The 20,025-nt window shown below is 58.7% G+C and carries 14 protein-coding genes, 4 pseudogenes and 1 riboswitch; of the genes and pseudogenes, 15 read left to right on the top strand and 3 right to left on the bottom strand.

Features of this window, described 5'->3' with window-relative positions:
* Positions 1–381: 381 nt before the first annotated feature.
* From NKI97_RS17205 to NKI97_RS17155, 11 genes and pseudogenes are all read left to right on the top strand, one after another.
* Entirely contained in the window at positions 382–747 is a 366-nt protein-coding gene (locus tag NKI97_RS17205) for a hypothetical protein (protein ID WP_352474850.1), read from the top strand.
* A gap of 161 nt (positions 748–908) precedes the next feature.
* The gene (locus tag NKI97_RS17200) at positions 909–2,069 is read left to right on the top strand and encodes a porin (protein ID WP_352835471.1); all 1,161 of its coding nucleotides are present in this window, start codon (positions 909–911) and stop codon (positions 2,067–2,069) included.
* Positions 2,070–2,083: 14 nt separating this feature from the next.
* Positions 2,084–2,293: pseudogene (locus NKI97_RS17195) on the top strand (bifunctional hydroxymethylpyrimidine kinase/phosphomethylpyrimidine kinase); the annotation flags it as partial.
* Between the two features lie 402 nt (positions 2,294–2,695).
* On the top strand, positions 2,696–4,228 hold the full coding sequence (locus NKI97_RS17190) for a Fic family protein (protein WP_352835468.1): 1,533 nt from the start codon (positions 2,696–2,698) through the stop codon (positions 4,226–4,228).
* A gap of 15 nt (positions 4,229–4,243) precedes the next feature.
* Positions 4,244–4,366: a hypothetical protein gene (locus tag NKI97_RS17185; RefSeq protein WP_023679689.1), complete on the top strand. Its 123-nt coding sequence runs from the start codon at positions 4,244–4,246 to the stop codon at positions 4,364–4,366.
* A gap of 4 nt (positions 4,367–4,370) precedes the next feature.
* Positions 4,371–5,147, top strand: a complete 777-nt coding sequence (locus NKI97_RS17180; protein WP_352835465.1) for a hypothetical protein — start codon at positions 4,371–4,373, stop codon at positions 5,145–5,147.
* Positions 5,148–5,376: 229 nt separating this feature from the next.
* Complete coding sequence (locus tag NKI97_RS17175) at positions 5,377–5,856, top strand: hypothetical protein (protein ID WP_352835462.1); 480 nt, start codon at positions 5,377–5,379, stop codon at positions 5,854–5,856.
* The gene (locus tag NKI97_RS17170) at positions 5,847–6,200 is read left to right on the top strand and encodes a hypothetical protein (RefSeq protein WP_352835459.1); all 354 of its coding nucleotides are present in this window, start codon (positions 5,847–5,849) and stop codon (positions 6,198–6,200) included. The genes NKI97_RS17175 and NKI97_RS17170 overlap by 10 nt, the downstream gene beginning before the upstream one ends.
* A 917-nt stretch (positions 6,201–7,117) precedes the next feature.
* Positions 7,118–8,447 (top strand): annotated as a pseudogene (glyA, locus tag NKI97_RS17165) (serine hydroxymethyltransferase).
* Between the two features lie 54 nt (positions 8,448–8,501).
* The gene (metK, locus tag NKI97_RS17160) at positions 8,502–9,677 is read left to right on the top strand and encodes a methionine adenosyltransferase (RefSeq protein WP_023721418.1); all 1,176 of its coding nucleotides are present in this window, start codon (positions 8,502–8,504) and stop codon (positions 9,675–9,677) included.
* A gap of 108 nt (positions 9,678–9,785) precedes the next feature.
* Entirely contained in the window at positions 9,786–10,778 is a 993-nt protein-coding gene (locus tag NKI97_RS17155; protein WP_352835456.1) for an adenosine kinase, read from the top strand.
* Positions 10,779–10,810: 32 nt separating this feature from the next.
* Here NKI97_RS17155 and NKI97_RS17150 read toward each other — a convergent pair whose 3' ends face one another.
* Positions 10,811–11,488 (bottom strand): transposase, encoded by a 678-nt coding sequence (locus NKI97_RS17150; RefSeq protein ID WP_245278687.1) that lies wholly within the window; start codon positions 11,486–11,488, stop codon positions 10,811–10,813.
* 281 nt (positions 11,489–11,769) lie between these two features.
* Between NKI97_RS17150 and NKI97_RS17145 the strand changes: the two are divergent.
* Together NKI97_RS17145 and NKI97_RS17140 are read left to right on the top strand one after the other, a co-directional pair.
* Positions 11,770–13,092, top strand: a pseudogene (locus NKI97_RS17145) (MFS transporter); the annotation flags it as partial.
* Between the two features lie 212 nt (positions 13,093–13,304).
* A complete protein-coding gene (locus NKI97_RS17140; protein WP_036245509.1) occupies positions 13,305–14,138 on the top strand; it encodes a helix-turn-helix transcriptional regulator in 834 nt (277 codons plus the stop codon).
* A gap of 317 nt (positions 14,139–14,455) precedes the next feature.
* Here the strand turns inward: NKI97_RS17140 and NKI97_RS17135 are convergent, their stop codons facing one another.
* Positions 14,456–14,587: a hypothetical protein gene (locus NKI97_RS17135; RefSeq protein ID WP_023721421.1), complete on the bottom strand. Its 132-nt coding sequence runs from the start codon at positions 14,585–14,587 to the stop codon at positions 14,456–14,458.
* A 735-nt stretch (positions 14,588–15,322) separates the two neighbouring features.
* Here NKI97_RS17135 and NKI97_RS17130 point away from each other — a divergent pair.
* Positions 15,323–15,601, top strand: a pseudogene (locus tag NKI97_RS17130) (MFS transporter); the annotation flags it as partial.
* 511 nt (positions 15,602–16,112) lie between these two features.
* Positions 16,113–16,313, top strand: a riboswitch (cobalamin riboswitch).
* A 95-nt stretch (positions 16,314–16,408) separates the two neighbouring features.
* Positions 16,409–18,754 carry a 5-methyltetrahydropteroyltriglutamate--homocysteine S-methyltransferase gene (gene metE / locus NKI97_RS17125; RefSeq protein WP_352835451.1) on the top strand — a complete coding sequence of 782 codons (2,346 nt, stop codon included), beginning with the start codon at positions 16,409–16,411 and terminating at the stop codon, positions 18,752–18,754.
* Positions 18,755–19,085: 331 nt separating this feature from the next.
* Here metE and NKI97_RS17120 read toward each other — a convergent pair whose 3' ends face one another.
* Positions 19,086–19,988, bottom strand: a complete 903-nt coding sequence (locus NKI97_RS17120; RefSeq protein ID WP_352835449.1) for a dihydrodipicolinate synthase family protein — start codon at positions 19,986–19,988, stop codon at positions 19,086–19,088.
* Positions 19,989–20,025 lie beyond the last annotated feature (37 nt).

The raw sequence follows: 20,025 nt of genomic DNA, 5'->3' as shown, positions 1-20,025 counted from the left end.
GGTCAGCGACTGGCCATGGCTGTTCCCGCCGCGACCCTCACGCGCACCGTTTGGTTCCACCATCCCTTCCCTTCAGCCTGCGCCTGGTCGAGTAGATTCTGCTGAGCGCGGCTGCCGCATCCAACGAGATAACACGGCGTTGGGACCAGACTTTGCTCGCCAGCTAGCGCAGCCCCATAGTGATCTCTGGCATCTCGATGAGCTCGTTGTGTGAATTGCTGGCAAGAAGCATTAGCTGTGGCGCGCCGTCTATCAGGACGAGAGGCTGCTCGACGCGACCGTCAGGTCGGCCGCAATGCCAAGGCCGGCGCGCCTACTGACTCCGTGGTGGAGGCAAGGCTGCGCGTCAGCGCGTGATTACCGATCATCGCGCTCGCCAAAATGACGGCGTCGTACCGAGCGGTGCCGCCGCATGATGTCTCAACGTCGGGGCTCACAGCAAACAAAGCTGTCGCCATTGAACGAAACTGTCGCGAAGCGAACAGACGAACCGTAGCCGAAACGTTTGCCGTTCGTGCTTGGGTTGATCCGCAAGGCAAAAAGGAAGGAAGAGCGAACCAAGGTCCGCCGGCACACTTGAGCTTCAAGCCGCAGCTGCGTCGTCAGGATGGCACGTCATTTGCAGTAGAAGCCTTTGTGACGGCCCGCCCACAACTAGCGGAGATGACGGGGATGATTTGTACAGAAATGTTGGACGGCGTCGTTTCGGCGATTATTATATTTGTAATAACAATCGCATATTTGTAACAATAACGCGCCATCATATTCTCAATTTCTGATGAATATCTGGCGTGACGAGCGCATCAAGCTGCTCAAATTCAACTCAATGCGCATCGTTATCGACTGTTTCCTTAGCAAGAGTTCATCACTGACGTCCATTCCTTTTACTCTTTGAACGGAGATCAACAATGAACATTAGGAGCCTCCTCCTCGGCTCAACTGCGGCACTGATTGCCGTTTCCGACGCTCGCGCCGTGACCGCCGTTGCCGAGCCTGACCCGACTGAGTACGTTAAAGTCTGCGACGTCTACGGCTCGGGCTACGTCTACATTTCAGGCACTGAGACCTGCGTGCGCATCGGCGGCTATGTCCGTTACGACGTCGGCTTGGGCCATGTCGGATTGGTTGATCACGCAAGAACCTCGGATGTGAGGACTGGTGAGCATCAGGGCACATGGCAAAACAACACGCGCTTCACATTGAAAACTTGGACCGGCCAGGAGACCGAACTCGGCACGTTGAAGACCTACACCGAAACCCGCATGAACTTCGGTAACCGCCACACTTCGGTTTCGGACAGTTCTCGGTCCTATGCCTTCAACGGAGACAGCACTTTGACTTTCGCCTGGATTCAGCTGGGTAGCCTCCGAGTTGGTAAGGACTGGTCGGCCTTCGACATGTTTATTGGCGGCGCGGGTGACGTACTCAACCAGACGCCGGTTCCGTACGGCGCTTTCGATACCAATGTGGTTCAGTACTACTTCGACGCCGGGAACGGCTTTTCGGCCGTGGTTTCGCTCGAAGAAGGCTCGGGCGTGGTCGGCACAATCGACAGCTACGCACCGCACGTAGTCGGCGGCTTGAAATACACACATGGCTGGGGCGCGATCACCGGCGTTGCCGCTTATGATAGCAACTACGAATCGGTGGCCGCCAAGGTCCGTGTCGACATCAATGTCACCAACGAACTGTTGCTGTTCGGAATGCTCGGCTACGGTTCCAACGGCAAGCTCAACGACGACTCCACGAACGCCATCGACGCTCATGGTCGCGGCTTCTATAAGAGTTGGGGCGGGAACTGGGCTTTCTGGGCTGGCGCCACTTACAAGCTCAACGAGACAACTTCGTTCAACCTTCAGCTCTCCGGTGATCAGCTCAAGAACCATAGTGTCGCTGCAAACGTCGCCTATGCGTTTCTTCCAGATTTCACAGTTACGGCGGAACTCGACTATGGCCGATACGGTAACTTCGCCGTCGGCAAGGTGGACGGCGCTTCCAATATGAATTGGACCAACGCCAACAAGAAGAGCAGTGTCGGCGGAATCCTGCGTTTCGAACGCTCATTCTAACGGATGAAAGGGCGCTGAGGCAGGCATCGCATGTACTTGTCGTCGGCGGATCGGACTCCAGTGGGGGTGCCGGAATCGCGCGCGATATCGAGACGCTCTCCTCCATGGGCGTGCGCAGCTGCCTTGCCGTCACTGCGGTGACGGTGCAAACACACGACAGCGTCACGGACATCCTACATCTGCAACCCGGTCTGGTGGCCGATCAGATGCGTGCAGCGATCTCGCGGGCGTCGCGGCGCAGTGAGCGCGGGCGCGGCCGTGATGATCGTGGCGGGAGGGAGAGGTAAGGAGCGTCTTTCCTTTGAGAATTCGCGTTTACGGGTACCCACGATGCACAACGGGCGAGTTTTTCAAAGAGGCGCGTCCTCCTTCGAAGCGCTTCGGAGGGCCAGGCTCTAGGCTCGCCCCGAGCCCCTGCGTAGCCTGCGGGGGAGCTGGGTCTCGGCCCATCGGGGTAACGATCCTTCGCGCGGCTATGGAAACGATCGCATTTGCCGATTATCGCATAAAAAACTTGTTATCGCACGACAAAAAAAACTTGCAACTCCACAGCATCATTGACTTGTCGCCTATCAGCACTATATACTTGTAATCGCACAGCTCTAAAAACTTGCAAAGGCACGGCCATGGCCAAGCCCCATGAAAAACTCGCTGTATCACTGGCCGTCCTCAAAGAGCTGCAGGAGGGCGGGCGGCGCATATTCAAATCAGATGAGCTGACCCGCGTCCACCGGGAGCGGCTGCTGCAGAACGGGTTCCTGCGCGATGTTATCAAAGGCTGGCTCATGTCGACCGGCCCGCAGGCACGGCAGCAAGACACCACCCCTTGGTACGCGAGCTTCTGGGAGTTCTGCTCCCTTTACTGCAATGACCGGTTCGGCAAGGACTGGTTCCTCTCACCGGAGCAGTCGCTGCTTCTGCACGCGGAAGCGCCCACTATTCCGCCTCAGGTGGTGGTGAACACCCCCAAAGGCACGAATAACAAAATCGACCTGCTGTTCGGCACTTCGCTCTATGACCTCAAGGTCAAGGAGATGCCGGCCGAACTGACAGAGAAAAACGGCCAGCGCGTGTTCACTGTCGAGGCCGCCCTTACCCGGGTGCCGGAAGCGTTCTTCCAGCGCGCCCCTATCGAGATGCAGATCGCCATGGCGTCGGTGCGCGACGTATCAACCGTTCTGGCCCTGCTGCTTGATGGCGGCCATTCCGCCGTGGCGGGACGGCTTGCGGGGGCCTTCCGTCGCGTAGGACGCGACTCCTTTGCCGATGAAATCGTGGCCGCCTTCAAAGCCACCGGCTATGACGTGCGCGAATCCGATCCGTTCGCGGGACAAATTGGAGTGACAACTATTGCGGCGGGCGTACCGCCGTTGGTCGCCCGCCTGCGCGCGATCTGGCAATCGCAGCGCGAAGCCATCATCGAGATATTCCCGAAGGCACCCGGACTGCCGTCCGACAAAGACGCCTATATGAAGTTCGTCGAGGATATCTACGAAAGCGACGCCTACCATTCGCTGTCGATAGAAGGGTACAGCGTCACCCCGGAACTCATCGACCGGGTGCGCGAGGGGAGCTGGAATCCGGAGATTGATGAAGAGGACCGCAAGAACCGAGATGCGCTTGCCGCGCGTGGCTACTACCTCGCATTCCAGAAGGTCAAAGACTCTGTTGCCGCGATCATCAACGGCAAGCCAGCCGGCGCGTTGACGCGGGACACTCACCGGGAGTGGTACCGGGAGCTGTTCGCGCCGTCAGTGACCGCCGGCATCCTCAAAGCCAGCGCGCTTGCGGGATATCGCAATCACCCTGTGTACCTGCGCGGCTCGCAGCACGTGCCGCCGCGTACCGAAGCGGTGGCCGATGGTATGAATGAGCTGTTCGACCTGCTGGAGGCAGAGAAGGAGGCCTCCGTGCGTGCCGTGCTGGGGCATTGGCTTGTGGGCTATGTGCACCCCTATCCGGACGGCAACGGACGAATGGCGCGGTTCCTCATGAACGCGATGCTGGCTTCAGGCGGTTATCCCTGGACAGTCGTCAGAGTCGATGACCGGAAGGCCTACCTCGCAGGGCTGGAGGATGCGAGCGGCAATATGAATGTGAAAACGTTCGCCGCCTTTCTCGGCGAACGGGTGAAGTGGTCTATGGAGAAGGCGGCGTGAGGTCGGTGGTGTGCCATGTTTAACTTGCTTGTCTCGGGCCACGGCGAGTGGTGGGAAACGCCGCCGTTCACGTCAACCATTGACCGGTTCAAGGAATCTAGCGGCGCCGAGGCCGAGGCTATCGACCTCGCGCCCTGAAACATTGCGCCGGCTGGAGGAAATCCCGGCGCTTTTTGATGTACGAAGTCGGGGCGGGAGGCCCGCACGCGCGCGTGGTCCGGCACAGCCGCATACGCAATATCGTTCGGCGCGGACACGAACTGGCTTCACCTTCGAGCCCGATCCGAAACATGCCTTTCTCGACCGGTCAGCGGTGTTGAGAATTGCGGACCGGCTGGGCATTCAACAGTTCGAACAGCACCGTACGCACTGGGCGATCAAGGATGGTGACATTCCGGCCGAGCTGATTGCCACCAGCACCGCTGAACGGGCGCAGCGCACCGTTGCCGTGGTTGCGGCAGAATATGTAGAAGCGCGCCGCGAGGGACGAAGGAGAGAAGCTGCCGAACTGGCCGAAGACCTGGAGGATTTTCCTCCCTCGCTGGAGAAAGCACTGTCGCTCGTGCCGGCGCGTATCCTTCAGCAGCCGACACCCGAATTATACCCGATCCTTGGGATAGAGCCCCGCACGCCCGAAGGCCGCAACGCCGTCGTGGCCGTCGTCGCAAGGGATCACAATGGGCAGGACTTGCCTGCCGACTGGTCTTATTCGCTGGCGTGGTTCCTGGACCTTTACGGCAGCGCGACGGAAGCGGGGCGCCTTGACGGCGCGCTGGCCGAATGCGCAACGCATATGATCGCGCTCGGCACTGGCGAGGGAGAAGCCGCCGCCCCGGTTGAAGATATCGGCTACGCACTCTGGCGCTGTTCGCGAAGCCCGAAACTTATCGGCGATCTGCGCCGGGAATCGCTGAGATAGCGCAGGAGGTTTTGTCGCTTACCAAAATCAACTGGAACTCGACCCAGATCAATCAGAAGCTTCCCATTCCCATTCTAGCAGCCAGAAGAGTGGGTGAGCTCTTTAAATATCTATCCGAGGAATCGATAAGCTCAGACTATCGCAAGTATGCATAGTTTTTTCTGTTATATGGTCTGCTCGGCTGCAGGCAAAGAGCCCCGGATAAACTTCAGCACGAAAGCAGAATTGAATGAAGGTGGGCTACACGGAGTTCTCATTTGGGTATGCCTTCACCGAAAACCTTATCCGGTCATCGTCAGCCGCACCTGTAGGCGCGCCGGTCTTTCCAAACCTCATACAGGAGGGGCATTCTGGCGTTGACATCCGCATCAATTTCCCAGGGGTTCCGCTGTTTTTCCAGTACAAGCTTCCGGAGCTGATGAAGCGAGGAACTGCGTTTGAGATTGCGAGCGGACATTGTCCCGGTTTGTCGATACCATTTTTTCGGATTGCGATGATGCGCAGGGATGTGTCGCGTCAGCATAAACTGCTTCTTCGGCTTGAGGCGCGCTATCCGTCAAACGTCTTCTATGCGGCTCCTTGTATTGCAAACATCAGCGATTTTGACCGCCCTTATAATGGAGCAACCGTAGCACGGCAGTCCATTTTCGTCTCACCAGGGGATATTGGGCCCCTTGCCAGACGACAAAGCGAACAGCCTTGCCTATAAAGCTGGACTGGCAACTGGATATTTTGTCGAAACCCAAGCCCACCAAAGTTCAAACATTTGATGATCTCGCTGCGCTCTTTAAGGAGCAGTTCGCCGAGAAGCGTTTTTCGGAAGTCGGCGAGGCGGCGCGTGAGATGCGCGAAAACGTACTTGAGCTTGCTTCGCCGTCAATGCGGCAAGCCGAACAGCTCATTGCTGAACGGGTCGGCGCGAGACGCATTCAGATTCTAGACGGCGCAGCCAGACCGCCCGAGGAAGAGCGCGCAGTCACTGACATTCTCGGAGCGCGGGAAATTGCGCGTGTCGATCTTGGCGTCGACCTGCTGGTGGCCCAACCACGCTAACGACATCATACCTCGCTGATTAGCCCAGCTTTTGTCTAGGCCACAGTTATGAGACTACGAACTACTTGGCCAGGAAGAAGATCGGATTGAAAGCGAACCTTCCTTGTCATCTTTGCATCACGGTCAGTCTGCACGAGATTGACCGCTGCAAGCCGGGAGCAAGACCGGGCTGCGCAAACGTTGCAACAGATCCTTCAAGGAAATTCATAGACTCTTAGCAACTCCGGTTCGCTGTGAATGGTAGGCTTATTGCAACGTTTGAGTCAGTGGGGTCCGAACCGTGGCTTATTCTTCGACCCGCCGAACTGCGTGCAATTTCGGCTAAAGGCAATGGCAAGAAGAGCGCCCATCTTGTTTGTTCGACACAGCCATATCGGCTCAAAACAGTATCTTCACGGCCACCGAGATTGTCCGGTCGGTGGACAAGCAACCATATTATTTGTTTCGAAAGCTGCAACATCTGTGGAGAACGTGAAATGACAAATTCAGTAGGACGAGTGCCCAGGCTTTCCAAGTGGCTTGGTCGTGACCAATGCTGACACTGGTCAGTCGCCTACGGACGGCAGCGCATTTAGATCGCCTTCGAATTCTAGGCCTTTGCGCGCACGCGGACCTAACTGTCTGCCAGCTAGCGGAGATTCTGGGTCTGCGTCGTGAGCACGTTGTACGACACGTCCGGCTGCTGGCCAGAGCCGACTTTCTTTACTGCAACGAACAACGTCCGTGGTGCTCGTACAATCTCAAAACAGGAGGTAAGGACGGCGGGCTGGTTCAACTGTTGGTTGATCTCCTGCCCCACGGCGATGGCTATCACAAACGAGACCTTCAACGGCTCGAAGCGGTACGAGACACGCGGCCGAAGGGGACCGCATGCTTGACCGTGAAATAGATCAATCCAATTGGAGCGCGAAGCTACCATGGACAACTCCGCCGACAGCGCCATCGCGCAGCCCGACACTTATGGACGGTCTCGCTTGGCGACGGTTGATTGCCGCGTTCACGAACTGCTTCTAAGACAGGAGCCGACGACGCTCAAACTGATCGCATCTGAGAACTTTGCCTCCTCGGCCGTGCTGGAAGCAACCGGTTCGATTTTCATGAACAAGTACGCCGAGAGGTACCCCGCTGCGCGCTACTACGCGGGAAACGAGATCGTCGATGAGCTTGAGAACCTCGCCATTGAGCGCTTGAACACGTTATTCGGCAGCGAACACGCCAACGTCCAGCCTTATTCCGGCTCGCCGGCCAACCAGGCTGTCTATCGAGCGCTTTTAAGCCCCGGTGACAAGGTGATGGGTTTGCCAATTCCGGAAGGGGGCCACCTCACTCATGGTTGGGCCATCAATTTTTCCGGAACAGACTATAAGCGCGTCCCCTATGGGCTGCACGAAAAGACGCAGCAAATTGACTATGACCGTTTGCGCGAAACAGCAAAACGCGAACGGCCTCGGCTCATTTGGGCTGGCGGTACTGCTTATCCCCGTATCGTCGACTACGCGGCAATGGCAGAAATCGCTCTGGAGGCGAACTCCTACCTCGTGGCCGACATCGCGCACATCAGTGGCCTGATTGTCGCTGGAGTGCATCCGAATCCCGTACCCCATTGCGACGTCGTCAGCAGCACGTCTCACAAGTCGATCCGCGGCCCCCGCGGTGGCTTCATTTTGTCAAGGAATGAAGATCGCTATCAAGCGCTGTATCATTCGAAGGGCAAATACAATCTCGCCAGACGAATAGATCGCGCTGTCTTCCCTCAACTGCAAGGCGGCCCCCATATGAATGTTATCGCGGCGCTAGCTGTCGCTTTGCGGGAAGCCGCGGACCCGTCCTTCCGCAGTTACGGCCAACAGATTGTCAAAAATGCCAAGGCTCTGGCCCAGGCGCTTCTGGACCGAGGTTATGACCTGGTCACCGGGGGCACTGACAATCACATGCTGATCCTTGATCTTCGCGATCGACCACTATCAGGCAAGGCCTATGCCAAGCGGTTAGCGAAGGCAGGCATCATTACGAGCTTTAATATGGTGCCGGGCGACCCGCGCCATCCTGCGGTCACAAGCGGAATTCGCCTGGGGGCGCCAGCAGTGACGTCAATGGGCTTGCGCGATGTGGAAACCGTGCAAATTGCTGGCTTCATGGACTCCGTCCTCCGGCGAGCCAGAAGACGAAGATCTCCATGCCTGCGTGCGAAGAGACGTTGCCGACTTGTGCGCTGCGTTCGAGGTCCCGGGCCTCACCGACAGGTAAGGTGGGCTAAGCAAAATGCCCCATACAACTCCAACACCCGAAGCGAGGCATTTCATGGCTAGGCAGTTCGTGTTCTCTTCCGAATCGGTTGGCGCGGGACACCCGGATAAGTTGGCCGACAACATCTCGGATGCCATCCTCGATGCCATCCTCCGCACCGATCCCAAGGCGCGCGTCGCCTGTGAAGCGTTGGTAAAATCAGGGATGGTCGTTCTGGCTGGCGAGATTACCAGCGATGCGCAGGTGGATTATAGCCAAGTTGCGCGCGATACGATTCTCGATATTGGATACGACGACGAGGCCGTCGGCTTTGACGGCCGGCGTTGCTCCGTCGTTCATGCACTCACCGAGCAGTCGCCCGACATCAGCCAGGGCGTTGACGAGGGACGAGGGCAGGACCTCCAACAGGGAGCGGGAGATCAGGGCCTCATGTTCGGCTACGCATGCCGCGAAACCGATACTCTGATGCCTTTGCCGATCCAGCTCGCTCATCGCTTGACGAAACGACAGGCAGATGTCCGGAAAGCACGACAGCTTGGCTGGTTGCGTCCTGACATGAAATCCCAAGTCTCAGTGCGCTATGAGGGGTTGCGCCCTGTCGCCCTGGATACCATCGTCGTATCGACCCAACATGACGAGCAGGTCTCGCAAGAGACGGTCCGCGAGGGCGTCATTGAGGAAATCATAAAGCCTGTCCTGCCGACCCACCTGGAGACGGAAGGCATCAGAATTCTGGTCAACCCGACGGGGAGGTTCGTAGTCGGCGGGCCGCGCGGCGACTGCGGTCTCACTGGACGCAAGATCATCGTCGATTCTTATGGTGGGATGGGTCGTCACGGCGGCGGCGCCTTTTCGGGCAAAGACCCGTCCAAGGTTGACCGCTCAGCTGCCTATGCGGCCCGGTATGTCGCAAAGAATATCGTCGCTAGCGGACTTGCGGACGTCTGCGAGGTGCAGCTTGCTTACGCAATCGGCGTGGCCAGTCCGGTTTCTGTCATGGTCAACACGTTCGGAACAGCGAGGGTTGAGGAAAGAAGGATCGAGCGCCTCATTCTTGAGTTGTTCGATCTCAGACCGAAGGGCATTATCAAGATGCTTGATCTCTTACGCCCTATATACCGCAAGACCGCGACCTATGGCCATTTCGGCCGTGAAGAGCCTGACTTCACCTGGGAGAAGACAGACAGGGCCGACGAATTGCGTCGCGAGGCAGGACTTGCCGCCCCGTGAGGGCTGGCGCCGAACCGATTGGCAAGCGGAAAGCCCATTCCCACTGGCCAGACCCGCCCGCGCCGGCATGCCAGAAAGCCGGTGGGTTTTTGGCGGAGACATGAATTGATGCCGGACTATGACGTGCTTTGTATCGGAAATGCCATCGTCGACATCATCGCCCAGTGCGACGAGGCGTTCCTGGAGACCAACGGCATCATCAAGGGCGCGATGAATTTGATCGACACGCGGCGCGCCGAACTGCTCTACAGCCGCATGGGCCCGGCCATCGAAGCCTCGGGCGGCAGCGCCGGCAACACGGCGGCGGGCGTCGCCTCCTTCGGCGGCCGCGCCGCTTTCTTCGGCAAGGTCTCCAACGACGCGCTCGGCGAAATCTACGCGCATGACATCCATGCCCAGGGCGTCGCCTTCGACACCAGGCCGCTCAACGGCGAACCGCCGACGGCGCGCTCGATGATCTTCGTCACGCCGGACGGCGAGCGCTCGATGAACACCTATCTCGGCGCTTGCATCGAGCTCGGCCCGGAGGACGTCGAGGCCGACAAGGCGTCGGGCGCGGCGGTCACCTATTTCGAGGGCTATCTGTGGGACCCGCCGCGCGCCAAGGAAGCGATCCGGCAGACCGCGAAGCTCGCCCACGCCGCCGGGCGCGAAGTGTCGATGACCTTGTCGGACTCGTTCTGCGTCGACCGCTACCGCGACGAGTTCCTCGACCTGATGCGCTCAGGCACCGTTGACATCGTCTTTGCCAACAGCCACGAGATCAAGTCGCTCTACCAGACCGCGTCCTTCGACGAGGCGCTGGCCCAGATCCGCAAGGATTGCAAGATCGCCGCCGTCACCCGCTCGGAAAAGGGCTCGGTCATCGTGCGCGGCGACGAGACCGTGACCATCAATGCGACCAGGATCCGCGAGCTGGTCGACACCACCGGCGCCGGCGACCTCTATGCCGCCGGCTTCCTCTACGGCTACACGCAAGGCCGCAGCCTCAAGGATTGCGGCGATCTCGGCTCGCTGGCGGCCGGGCTGGTCATCCAGCAGATCGGCCCAAGGCCACGGCAGAATCTGCGCCGCGAGGCCGAGCAGGCGGGATTGCTGTAGGTGGCGAGCCAAGAACCAGCTGCCCACCCTCCTTAATCCAGCCCGAGCCTTTTCTTCAGTTCCGCATTCTCCTTGCGGAGACGATCGGCAAGCAGGCTCTTTAGCCGCTTGTTTTCTTCCTCGAGCGCGACGAGATCCTTCAGCCCGTCACTGTCCGCCGCAGGCGCCGCCGCCTTCTTCCAAAGATAATATGTCTGTTCCGAGATGCCGGCTTGCTTCACCGCGCTCTTGAGAGTAGCGCCGCCGCCGATCGAGGCCTCGATCTGCGCCAGCTTCTGGGCACGATCCTTCGCGGAGTAGCTCTTTCGGCCTGTTCGCGCTGACGGCGGTGCTTCAGTAGTCGCAGATATCGGCTTGGCGCCCTTCTTGCCGGCAGGCGCGCTCGCCTCAGCTTCTGGCTTCCTCGACCGCCGCGCTCTCGTCTTCGGTTTTGGCGTTTCCGCTTTGTCTGCCGGTTCGCTAGGAACTACTGCTGACTCGGTTTCCAGGGGATTGGCCATGAAATGCTCCACTCGCGGTTTGTGCAAAGGTTCAGCATCAAGGGCCACTACAGTAGAGTCAACAAGCTGACGATTTAACGGCTCGACTTCCTTTGTTGTCTCGGCCATCGCCGCGGCGATGTCGAAATTGCCCCAGATGGAACGTGCGGATTCTTGATAATTGCGCTTTTGTTTGACTTCCACAGTGAATGGTCGCGTCTGCCGCCTCATAGTTCCTTCCTGAATAGGAGAATGAAGTCGCCGCTCGAATTTTTGGCGCTTCCTGCTTAGCGCGGAGCATTATCGTATAGCCGCTCAACGGGCAAGTGATGCCGGTCTTCGATGGCCATCTGGGGAGATTTGAGCGGCTTCGCGCGTCCTGCGCATGCCTGTAAGCCAAGTTTTCTGGGTTAGCAGGCGCGCCACTGTGGCAGCTTGGCTTGTACGGCGAGGCCACGGTTGAGGGAGGCGAACCAAATCCAGCCCCGCGCTCGATCCCGAAGCTTCCCACAATGCCGAAGAGAACATCTTCACTCGTTCCTTTTCAGCACAAGACCTTCCGTTCGCTATGGTCGGCTGCACTCGTTTCGAACCTTGGCACCCTAGTGGACGGTGTGGCGGCGGCTTGGCTGATGACGAGCATCGCGCCTCCCATGGAATGGTGGCGCTCGTCCAGTCATCGACCACCCTCCCCTACATGATCTTTTCGCTCGCGGCGGGAGCGCTCGCGGACAACTTTGACCGTCGCCGGATCATGTTGACTGCGCAACTGCTGATGGTCTGCGTATCCGCCTTCCTGGCGTTCCTGACCTATGCGGGGGAAATGACACCCTGGACCCTTCTGGGTCTCACCTTTCTGATCGGCTGTGGTTGGGCATTGCACGATCCCTCTTGGCAAGCCTCGATGGGGGATATCCTGCCTCGCGAACACCTGCCTAGCGCGGTTGCGCTCAACGGCATGAGCTACAATCTAATGCGCAGCATCGGGCCGGCGATTGGCGGCATAATCGTGGCCACAGCCGGTGCGGCCTTCGCGTTCCTCTTCAACGTCTTTTGCTACTTCGCTCTGATCGCTGCGCTGTTGCGGTGGAAAGCCGTACGGGCACGACAAGCGCTGCCGCGGGAGGCTTTCGGCAGTGCGATGGCGGCCGGCTTCCGTTACGTGCTCTTGTCGCCGAACCTTCTCAAGGTGATGTGCCGGAGTTTCATTTTCGGCCTCACCGTCGTTGTCATTTTGGCTCTCCTGCCGTTGGTTGCTCGCGAACAGGTCAAAGGGACCGCGGTCATCTACGGCGTGACGCTTGGCTTCTTCGGCCTGGGAGCGATTTGCGGCGCGCTCCTCATCGGGCGGGTCCGAGAAGTTCTCTCCAACGAATGGGTCATTCGCGGTGCGTTCTTTATATTGGCGATCAGCTGCTTCTTTCGGGCATGGAGCGAGCACGTTGGGCTGAGCTGTCTGCTCTTCATGCCAGCCGGTGCGGCCTGGATTCAATCATTCTCGCTGTTTAACGTCACAGTGCAGCTTTCGGCGCCACGGTGGGTGGTTGGACGCGCCCTGTCTCTCTATCAGACGGCCACATACGGCGGCATGGCGGCGGGAAGCTGGCTTTGGGGCGAACTGGCGGATGTCCAAGGTGTTTCGGGAGCCTTGCTCGTCCGCCAGCTGGTTCTTGTGATTGGGGGACTGATGGGCATCCTTCTGCGTCAGCCGGATTTTGAAACGCTCAATCTGGATCCGACCAACAAGTTCACCGAACCGACGCTGCAACTTGACCTGCGGCCACGAAGCGGTCCGATCATGGTGATGGTTCGACTATCGTGTCGATCAGAGAGATCCAGACTCGCCCACAATAATTATCTGAATTTCAGGACTAATTTTTGATCGCCCATTCGTGCTGTGTACCAGCCCTGTGTCTTGCGCAAGTGGTCACGAACGGCTGCCGGAGCCTCGAAGACGCCCTAAAAACACATGCTGCGATTTTTGAACACGCTTGACGTGTTAGATTAATTCATCCACAATGCGTGTATTGAACACGCGAGGTGAGTTATGAACATAAAAGAACTTAGGGTTCGACTGGGCATGACTCAAAAAGATTTGGCAGAGCAGATGGCAACGACGCAACAGACTGTGGCCCGTTGGGAAACAGGCAAAACGCAGTTGAACGTCGAGCAGATCAAGGACCTTTGTCTCACGTTGAAATGCACAGTCGAGGAGCTGCTGGGCTGGAAGATTGATGTCGAGGAGTGGCGCACGAGCCCGTTTGCAATTGCCGATGCCGAAACGCGATACGGCACGCTCAGAATCAAGATGACTGTTGGCAGCCGCCAATATCCTATCGATGAAAAGGCGCGTGAATCGATCTTACATCAGTTGAAGGAACTTCATAATCTTCGTAGAAATAACACAAGCAGGCCATGGCTGTATTGTTGGAGCCTTGACAACAAAATACTCTTGATCAATCCGCAATATGTCCGCACCATTGAGCTTATCGGTGACGATGTAGAGGAGATGCCAGAGTATTATCATCCAGAAATCTATCGGGCTTTGGATGACTGGGATAAGGGTGAGGCTTCAGGAAAGCTGAAGAAAGAATGCGATGCCATCATCGCAGAGATGGGTGATCAGGAAGCCGTGCGCATGGCCTCCTATGTTCGCGTCACGTATGACGACGGAGAAGATGAGTGGAACTTCTTGGATGAAGAAACCACTACGACTTTCTTCGGATTGGAAGCTGCGACCTTTGACGTTCCCCAGTGTAGTTTCGCCGAAGTGGAGGAAGAAGGTTACTACCGAGCGCGATACGCCAACCTTGATCGCGTCGCGGTGATGGAGGTTCCAAGCGACCGTTATCACAGATTGACCGCGCCCGAGGAAGCTTAGAATCATCCACGAAGGGCGCATGTTACATATCGACCTTGCGTGCTGCGTTTTCAGTACGAGATGACGTTAATCGTAGGTAGTGGCAGGTAAGAGTGCTCGACCAGAAGCTCAACTGCCTCCTCAATATCGCTGCCGATGTGCCGCAGGACACGCCCACGGGAGCGTGGATAGACGTGAAGTTCCTGCACTCCACGGTCCGCTCTCCCATCGCCGGTGTGTGCCCGACGCCATCTTGTGGACGAGCTTGGCCGCCTGCACCCGCTTGTATTCCGGCTTGCGGTCCGCCTGGGCGGTCCGCCGCGATGGTTATCTCCATGTCAATCGGCGCCGAACTTTGACTGCCCGCTGCTTTTGATGAAATTGGCGAGGTCCCGCGCATAATCACTCTTGGTCTTCTCCTCGAGGCCCTGTGTCGCGAACTTGTGGTCCAGCAGGGCAAACAGGTCCAAGTCCCCCTCCGCCCGTGGCGCTGGCTTGCCCTCACCGCCCTCGGCTTCCCAATTGGGAACCGCTTCTGCGCCTCATCGGGTGAATAGTCGCCTCCGGCTTCCTGAGATTCGTTTCAGCCGCAAGCTGGATTGCCTTGAAGGCAGCGTGAACACGCCGGTTCGTGAGGGGATCGGTGTTCACGCCCCGCTCAACGAACAGTTCATCGACTGTAGGACCGAACCAGCGGTCAAGCCCTCCTCTTTGCCCTTGTTTAGCCGCTGGACCGCTTTCCAGATGCCTTCCCCCCGGTTCGCTGTCCATCATGCCGACCAAGCGAGCGTAGAGGATGCCCGCGAGGGCCTGGAAATGCTTGTTGGTGAGCGGCTGAGGGCCTTGCCTGAACCGCTGCCAGAACTCATGGAGCGCAGCGTCCGTCTCGCGATGCCGCCTCTTGGCCTCGCGGGGTCTTTGGTATCGAGGCTGACCTTGACGGTTGTGACCGCTTTCACCGTTCTGATGGTGCCGCCAACGGGAATTGTCACCCTTCCATCGAGTGGAATATCCTTCAAATCGGCAGGCGCGCGTTGCCGAAGAGTAATACAAGCCAGTCTTCTTATGCTGCCAAGGTCCGGGCATTCTCAAGCTCATGTGTACCACCCCTGTGTACCAGACAGGCGGCAAAAAGACCAAGAAAGTCAGATAGTTGTTCCCTATCAAAGGGAGTAAGCTGGTGTTGCGGGAGAGGATTGAAACTTCTCGGTGTGATGACATCGTGGCGAAAAGCCCGGCTGCGAGATGGCACCAGACAATGGGCGTTGCTGCGTGACCTGGAAAAGCCCGAACTATGGACCGAGTGTTATCACGTGCCAACCTGGGTCGAATATGTTCGCCACAACAACAGGCAGACCCAGGATGACGCCGAAATCGTTGCGCGCCTGGAAGCGCTGCACCGTGGCGATTGCCCGCCCAAGACGCATTACAAGATCGAACGCCAAACCGTGCGCGTGCACGACGATTTGCCGCTCAGGCCTCACTCGGGACAGGACTTGAGCTGGCCCGATGGTTTGCGCGCGGTTACCTTGAGCCGGTGGCTGCGAACGAGCAGTTCGAGACGTCGGCCTCGATCCTCCGCAACACGGCGCTGCACCGGGCCTCGGGTGCTCCCCTCAAAATCGTTGTGTCGTGTCACCGAGGGCATTACGGCCAACCCGTTCCAAATGGGCAACAGCCTCGCCATTGAGTCGAATGTGGTCGCGAGCAGATCACCAAAGAGGCGGTCGGAACCTTGGAGCCGAAGTTCGATGCCGAGATGGCGTTCGCATGATGCGGCAAGCAGCACCACGGCCTTGCCGGTATGTTTGCCGCCGGCAGCCGACGAACTCCTATCCTCCTGGACCGCTGTGCGTCATTGCTTTGATTTACCGGCCGCTCAAGGCTTCCACAGTTTTCGCTTTCGAGGCGACTTTTGGGAACATACCAACGGAAATTTAACATAACGACATAAACATTTCTTTATGCGGCATTGACTAAGAAGCGAACTGCTGTAATTGTCTCCCGTGTCGTGGTTCTCCGTACGGCGCTGCCGCAGCGGAGCTAAGAGGGAAGCCGGTGCGATGCCGGCGCTGCCCCCGCAACTGTTAGCGGCAAGCCAACCCCACTCATGTCACTGAGGCGAATAGCCTTGGGAAGACGGGTAGAGGCTATGACCCCGCGAGCCAGGAGACCTGCCACGGCGAATTACGTCCACGGGCGGGGTGTCTCGGTGGCCGCTGCAGCCTGGCGTTCGTGCCGACCTGCTAGCGCCTTCCTTGTCACCGACGCCCCAACCATCGGGGTATGGCATGACTGTCTCTCAGCAAATTCCTGTAGCAACGCTCGGCGTGCCGCGCTTCGGTCGTCGGCGAGAACTGAAATTCGCGCTTGAAAGCTACTGGTCCGGAAAATCGTCCGCTGCCGACCTTCTCACGACGGCGAAGGCGCTCCGTGCCGCTAGCTGGGAGGAGCAGCGCGATCGCGGCGTGTCGAAAATCCCGTCGAACGACTTCTCGCTTTACGACCATGTGCTCGACACCGCAGCCATGGTCGGCGCCCTTCCGTCCCGTTACGCCTGGAATGGCGGCGAGATCCCACTCGACATCTACTTCGCCATGGCGCGCGGCAACCAAGGTCAGACGGAGGATTGCGGGCACGGTGGTCACCAGCATGCGGCTTATCGGCCTGGTGTAACCGCGATGGAAATGACCAAGTGGTTTGACACCAACTATCATTACATTGTGCCGGAACTAGACGATGATCAGACGCTCGCCCTTTCGTCGACGAAGCCGGTTGATTACTTCCTCGAGGCTAAAGCCCTGGGCATTCACACACGCCCAGTCATCCTTGGACCGGTCACCTTCCTCAAGCTGGCGAAATCGCCTGCCGAAGGCTTCGATCCCATCGCGCTCCTACCACGGCTTCTGCCCGTCTACGAGCAACTCCTGCGGAGCTTGAAGCTGTCGGGTGCCGATTGGGTGCAGATCGATGAGCCAGCGCTTGTCCTCGATCTGAACCCGAACGAACGAGCTGCGTTCGAATTCGCCTATGGCCACCTGTCAAAAGCCGCGCCCGAGTTGAAAATCATGCTGGCTACCTATTTCGGGCCCCTGGGAGACAATCTCGAAACCGCGGTTTCTCTGCCCCTGGCCGGGCTGCATATTGATCTCGTGCGCGCTCCCGAGCAGCTGGAAACGGTGGGTCGGCTCGCACCGAAGGATCTGGTGCTCTCGCTTGGCTTGATCGATGGCCGCAACGTCTGGCGTGCGAACCTGCCCGCCATTCTCGACCGCATCAAACCGATCGTCGCCGGCTGGCCCTTGGACCGCGTCGAGATCGCGCCTTCGTGCTCGATGCTGCATGTGCCGATCGACCTGCGCATGGAGACAGAACTCGACGCCGACATCAGGTCGTGGCTCGCCTTCGCGGCCCAGAAGACCGACGAGTTGGTGTTGCTTGCCCGGGCCCTGTCCCAAGGCAGGGATGCGGTGGCAGGCGCGTTGAAAGCGTCTGCCGAGGCTGCCGCCACTCGCGTGACATCCACGAAGATCCATGACCCGCTTGTTGAGGGGCGGATCGCCAGCATTGACGACAGCATGAAGCGACGAGAGAGCGCTTTTGCCGAGCGCTCCAGAGTCCAGGCCGGCACGCTCGGGCTGCCGCCGTTCCCGACGACGACCATCGGGTCCTTCCCGCAGACGCCGCAGGTACGCAGGGCGCGGGCCGCTCATGCGAAGGGCCAGCTGAGCTATGTCGACTACGAGACCTTCCTGAAGAAGGAGATCGAGGCTGCAATTCGCTGGCAGGAAGAGATCGGGCTGGACGTGCTGGTGCACGGTGAGTTCGAACGAAACGACATGGTACAGCATTTCGGCGAGCAGCTGTCCGGCTTCGCCTTCACCCAGCATGCCTGGGTGCAGAGCTATGGGTCGCGTTACGTGCGCCCCCCCATCATCTTCGGCGACGTATCGAGGCCCAATCCGATCACGCTGCGCTGGTGGCAATTCGCCCAGTCGCTTACGGAAAACCCTGTGAAGGCAATGCTCACAGGCCCGGTGACCATTCTCAACTGGTCTTTTGTTCGCGACGACGTACCCCGCTCCGAAGCATGCCGCCAGATCGCGCTCGCCATCCGCGACGAGGTGACGGATCTCGAATGGTCCGGCGCAAGGATGATCCAGATCGATGAGGCCGCGTTTCGCGAAGGATTGCCACTGCGCCAGTCTGATTGGAACGACTATCTCGACTGGGCTGTCGAATGCTTCCGGATCGCTTCAACGGGTGTAAAGGACGCGACTCAAATCCATACCCACATGTGCTACTCGGAGTTCAACGAGATCATCGACGCGATCGCTGAAATGGATGCGGATGTCATTTCGATTGAGACGTCGCGCTCGAAAATGGAACTGCTGGACGCCTTCACGAGCTCCAAATATCCGAACGAAATCGGGCCCGGAGTCTACGACATTCACTCACCACGTGTCCCGGAAGTCGGGGAGATTTCGGACCTCGTCATGCTTGCCCGCGACCGACTGTCGGATGCCCAACTGTGGGTAAACCCGGACTGTGGCCTCAAAACACGCAAATGGGAGGAGGTCCGCCCTGCCCTCATGAACATGGTCGCTGCAGCACGTGCGCTCCGGGAGAAAGTGTAGGCCTGAGGGTTTCCTGGTTGCTCACCATGTGGTGAGTTGCCAGCTGCCGCATGTCGGCTGTGAATGTGCCAAAACGCGATCACATCCTTTGAAATAAGTCACTCGAGCGAAATGTGCACTTTCCTTCGGCACGTGTATTAATCGCGCAGGAGTAAAGGGTACCGTTTTCTCCCTGTGACGTGTCGAGTTCGAAGGGGATGTGATTGGCGTCGAGACCAGCATGCCAAGTGCACTGTTCTCGATCAGTTCGTAGCGGACTTCTCGGCTCGGTTCATCGAAATGCGCGGGTACATACATGACAGGTTCCTTCACTGGCCGCCGGGTTCGCTATTCACCGGTTGACATCCGATGGCAAGCGTTCCAACGCGGCGGCGATCTGGCGCTTCGCTGCTGAGGGCAGAGGCAGGATGGGACGCGGGGGGTCGGCACGGCAAATGTCGAGCAATTCGGCAAGTGCATAGACGACGCGAAGGCTCGAGAACTCCTTGAAGAGGCTCCAGAGCGGCGCAAGCGTGGCATCGATCCGTCGCGCTTCGGCCGCATCGCCCTGTTGCGCCGCCGTGACGATCTTCACGCAGACCTCGGGCAGGATGCCGGCGAGGACGCTGTACCATGTGTCGGCCCCGGCGATCATGGCCTCTGCGGCGTTCCAGTCGCCGCTGTAGCCGATCGAGAACCCTTCCGGCACAGTGCGCCTCTGGTCGGCCAGATGGCTCTTGATCGCATCGCCCTTGTCTGTCGGATTCTTGATGGCGACAATCCCAGCCACCTTTGCCAGGCGGCTGACAAGGGGTGGACTGAAATGGAAATGCGTCGTTCCTGGATTGTCGTAGACGACGATCGGCAGGCCACTTTCGCGCGCCACAGTGGAGAAATGTTCGAACACCTCGTCATCAGTAAGCGGGGTGTAGGAGGCGGCGGCAAGCAAACCCGCAGCAGCTCCAAGGGCCTTGGCGTCTTGCGCGAGCCCCACGGCTTCATCGGTGCGCAGCCCGCCTACACCCACCAGGACCGGCATTCGCCCCGCGGTTTCGTCCAAGGTCTCGGCGAGCGTCCGTCGCCGTTCCTCGCGCGACAGATACATGTAGGTGCCGGTGCTGCCGAGAAGACCGATGGAATCGACCTGAGCGGTGCCAAGCCGAGCAATCAGCCTGCGCAGGGCAACGTTATCGACGCGGCCGTCACGATTGCTCGGGGTGATGGGGAACGCGGAAAGACCGCTCAGGAATGCCATGGCAAGGCTCCAGATCTATGTGTGAGCGCAGAGGTGG

The organism is Mesorhizobium sp. M0296 (genome assembly GCF_040321675.1).
Lineage (GTDB): Bacteria > Pseudomonadota > Alphaproteobacteria > Rhizobiales > Rhizobiaceae > Mesorhizobium.
This window is presented reverse-complemented; position numbering and strand designations above follow the sequence as displayed.

Excerpts from the sequence above, each read along its gene's own strand:
- NKI97_RS17205 (WP_352474850.1), top strand. The coding sequence starts at position 382 with ATGACGGCGTCGTACCGAGCGGTGCCGCCGCATGATGTCTCAACGTCG.
- NKI97_RS17200 (WP_352835471.1), top strand. The coding sequence starts at position 909 with ATGAACATTAGGAGCCTCCTCCTCGGCTCAACTGCGGCACTGATTGCC.
- NKI97_RS17190 (WP_352835468.1), top strand. The coding sequence starts at position 2,696 with ATGGCCAAGCCCCATGAAAAACTCGCTGTATCACTGGCCGTCCTCAAA.
- NKI97_RS17185 (WP_023679689.1), top strand. The coding sequence starts at position 4,244 with ATGTTTAACTTGCTTGTCTCGGGCCACGGCGAGTGGTGGGAAACGCCG.
- NKI97_RS17175 (WP_352835462.1), top strand. The coding sequence starts at position 5,377 with ATGAAGGTGGGCTACACGGAGTTCTCATTTGGGTATGCCTTCACCGAA.
- metK (WP_023721418.1), top strand. The coding sequence starts at position 8,502 with ATGGCTAGGCAGTTCGTGTTCTCTTCCGAATCGGTTGGCGCGGGACAC.
- NKI97_RS17155 (WP_352835456.1), top strand. The coding sequence starts at position 9,786 with ATGCCGGACTATGACGTGCTTTGTATCGGAAATGCCATCGTCGACATC.
- NKI97_RS17150 (WP_245278687.1), bottom strand. The coding sequence starts at position 11,488 with ATGAGGCGGCAGACGCGACCATTCACTGTGGAAGTCAAACAAAAGCGC.
- NKI97_RS17140 (WP_036245509.1), top strand. The coding sequence starts at position 13,305 with ATGAACATAAAAGAACTTAGGGTTCGACTGGGCATGACTCAAAAAGAT.
- metE (WP_352835451.1), top strand. The coding sequence starts at position 16,409 with ATGACTGTCTCTCAGCAAATTCCTGTAGCAACGCTCGGCGTGCCGCGC.
- NKI97_RS17120 (WP_352835449.1), bottom strand. The coding sequence starts at position 19,988 with ATGGCATTCCTGAGCGGTCTTTCCGCGTTCCCCATCACCCCGAGCAAT.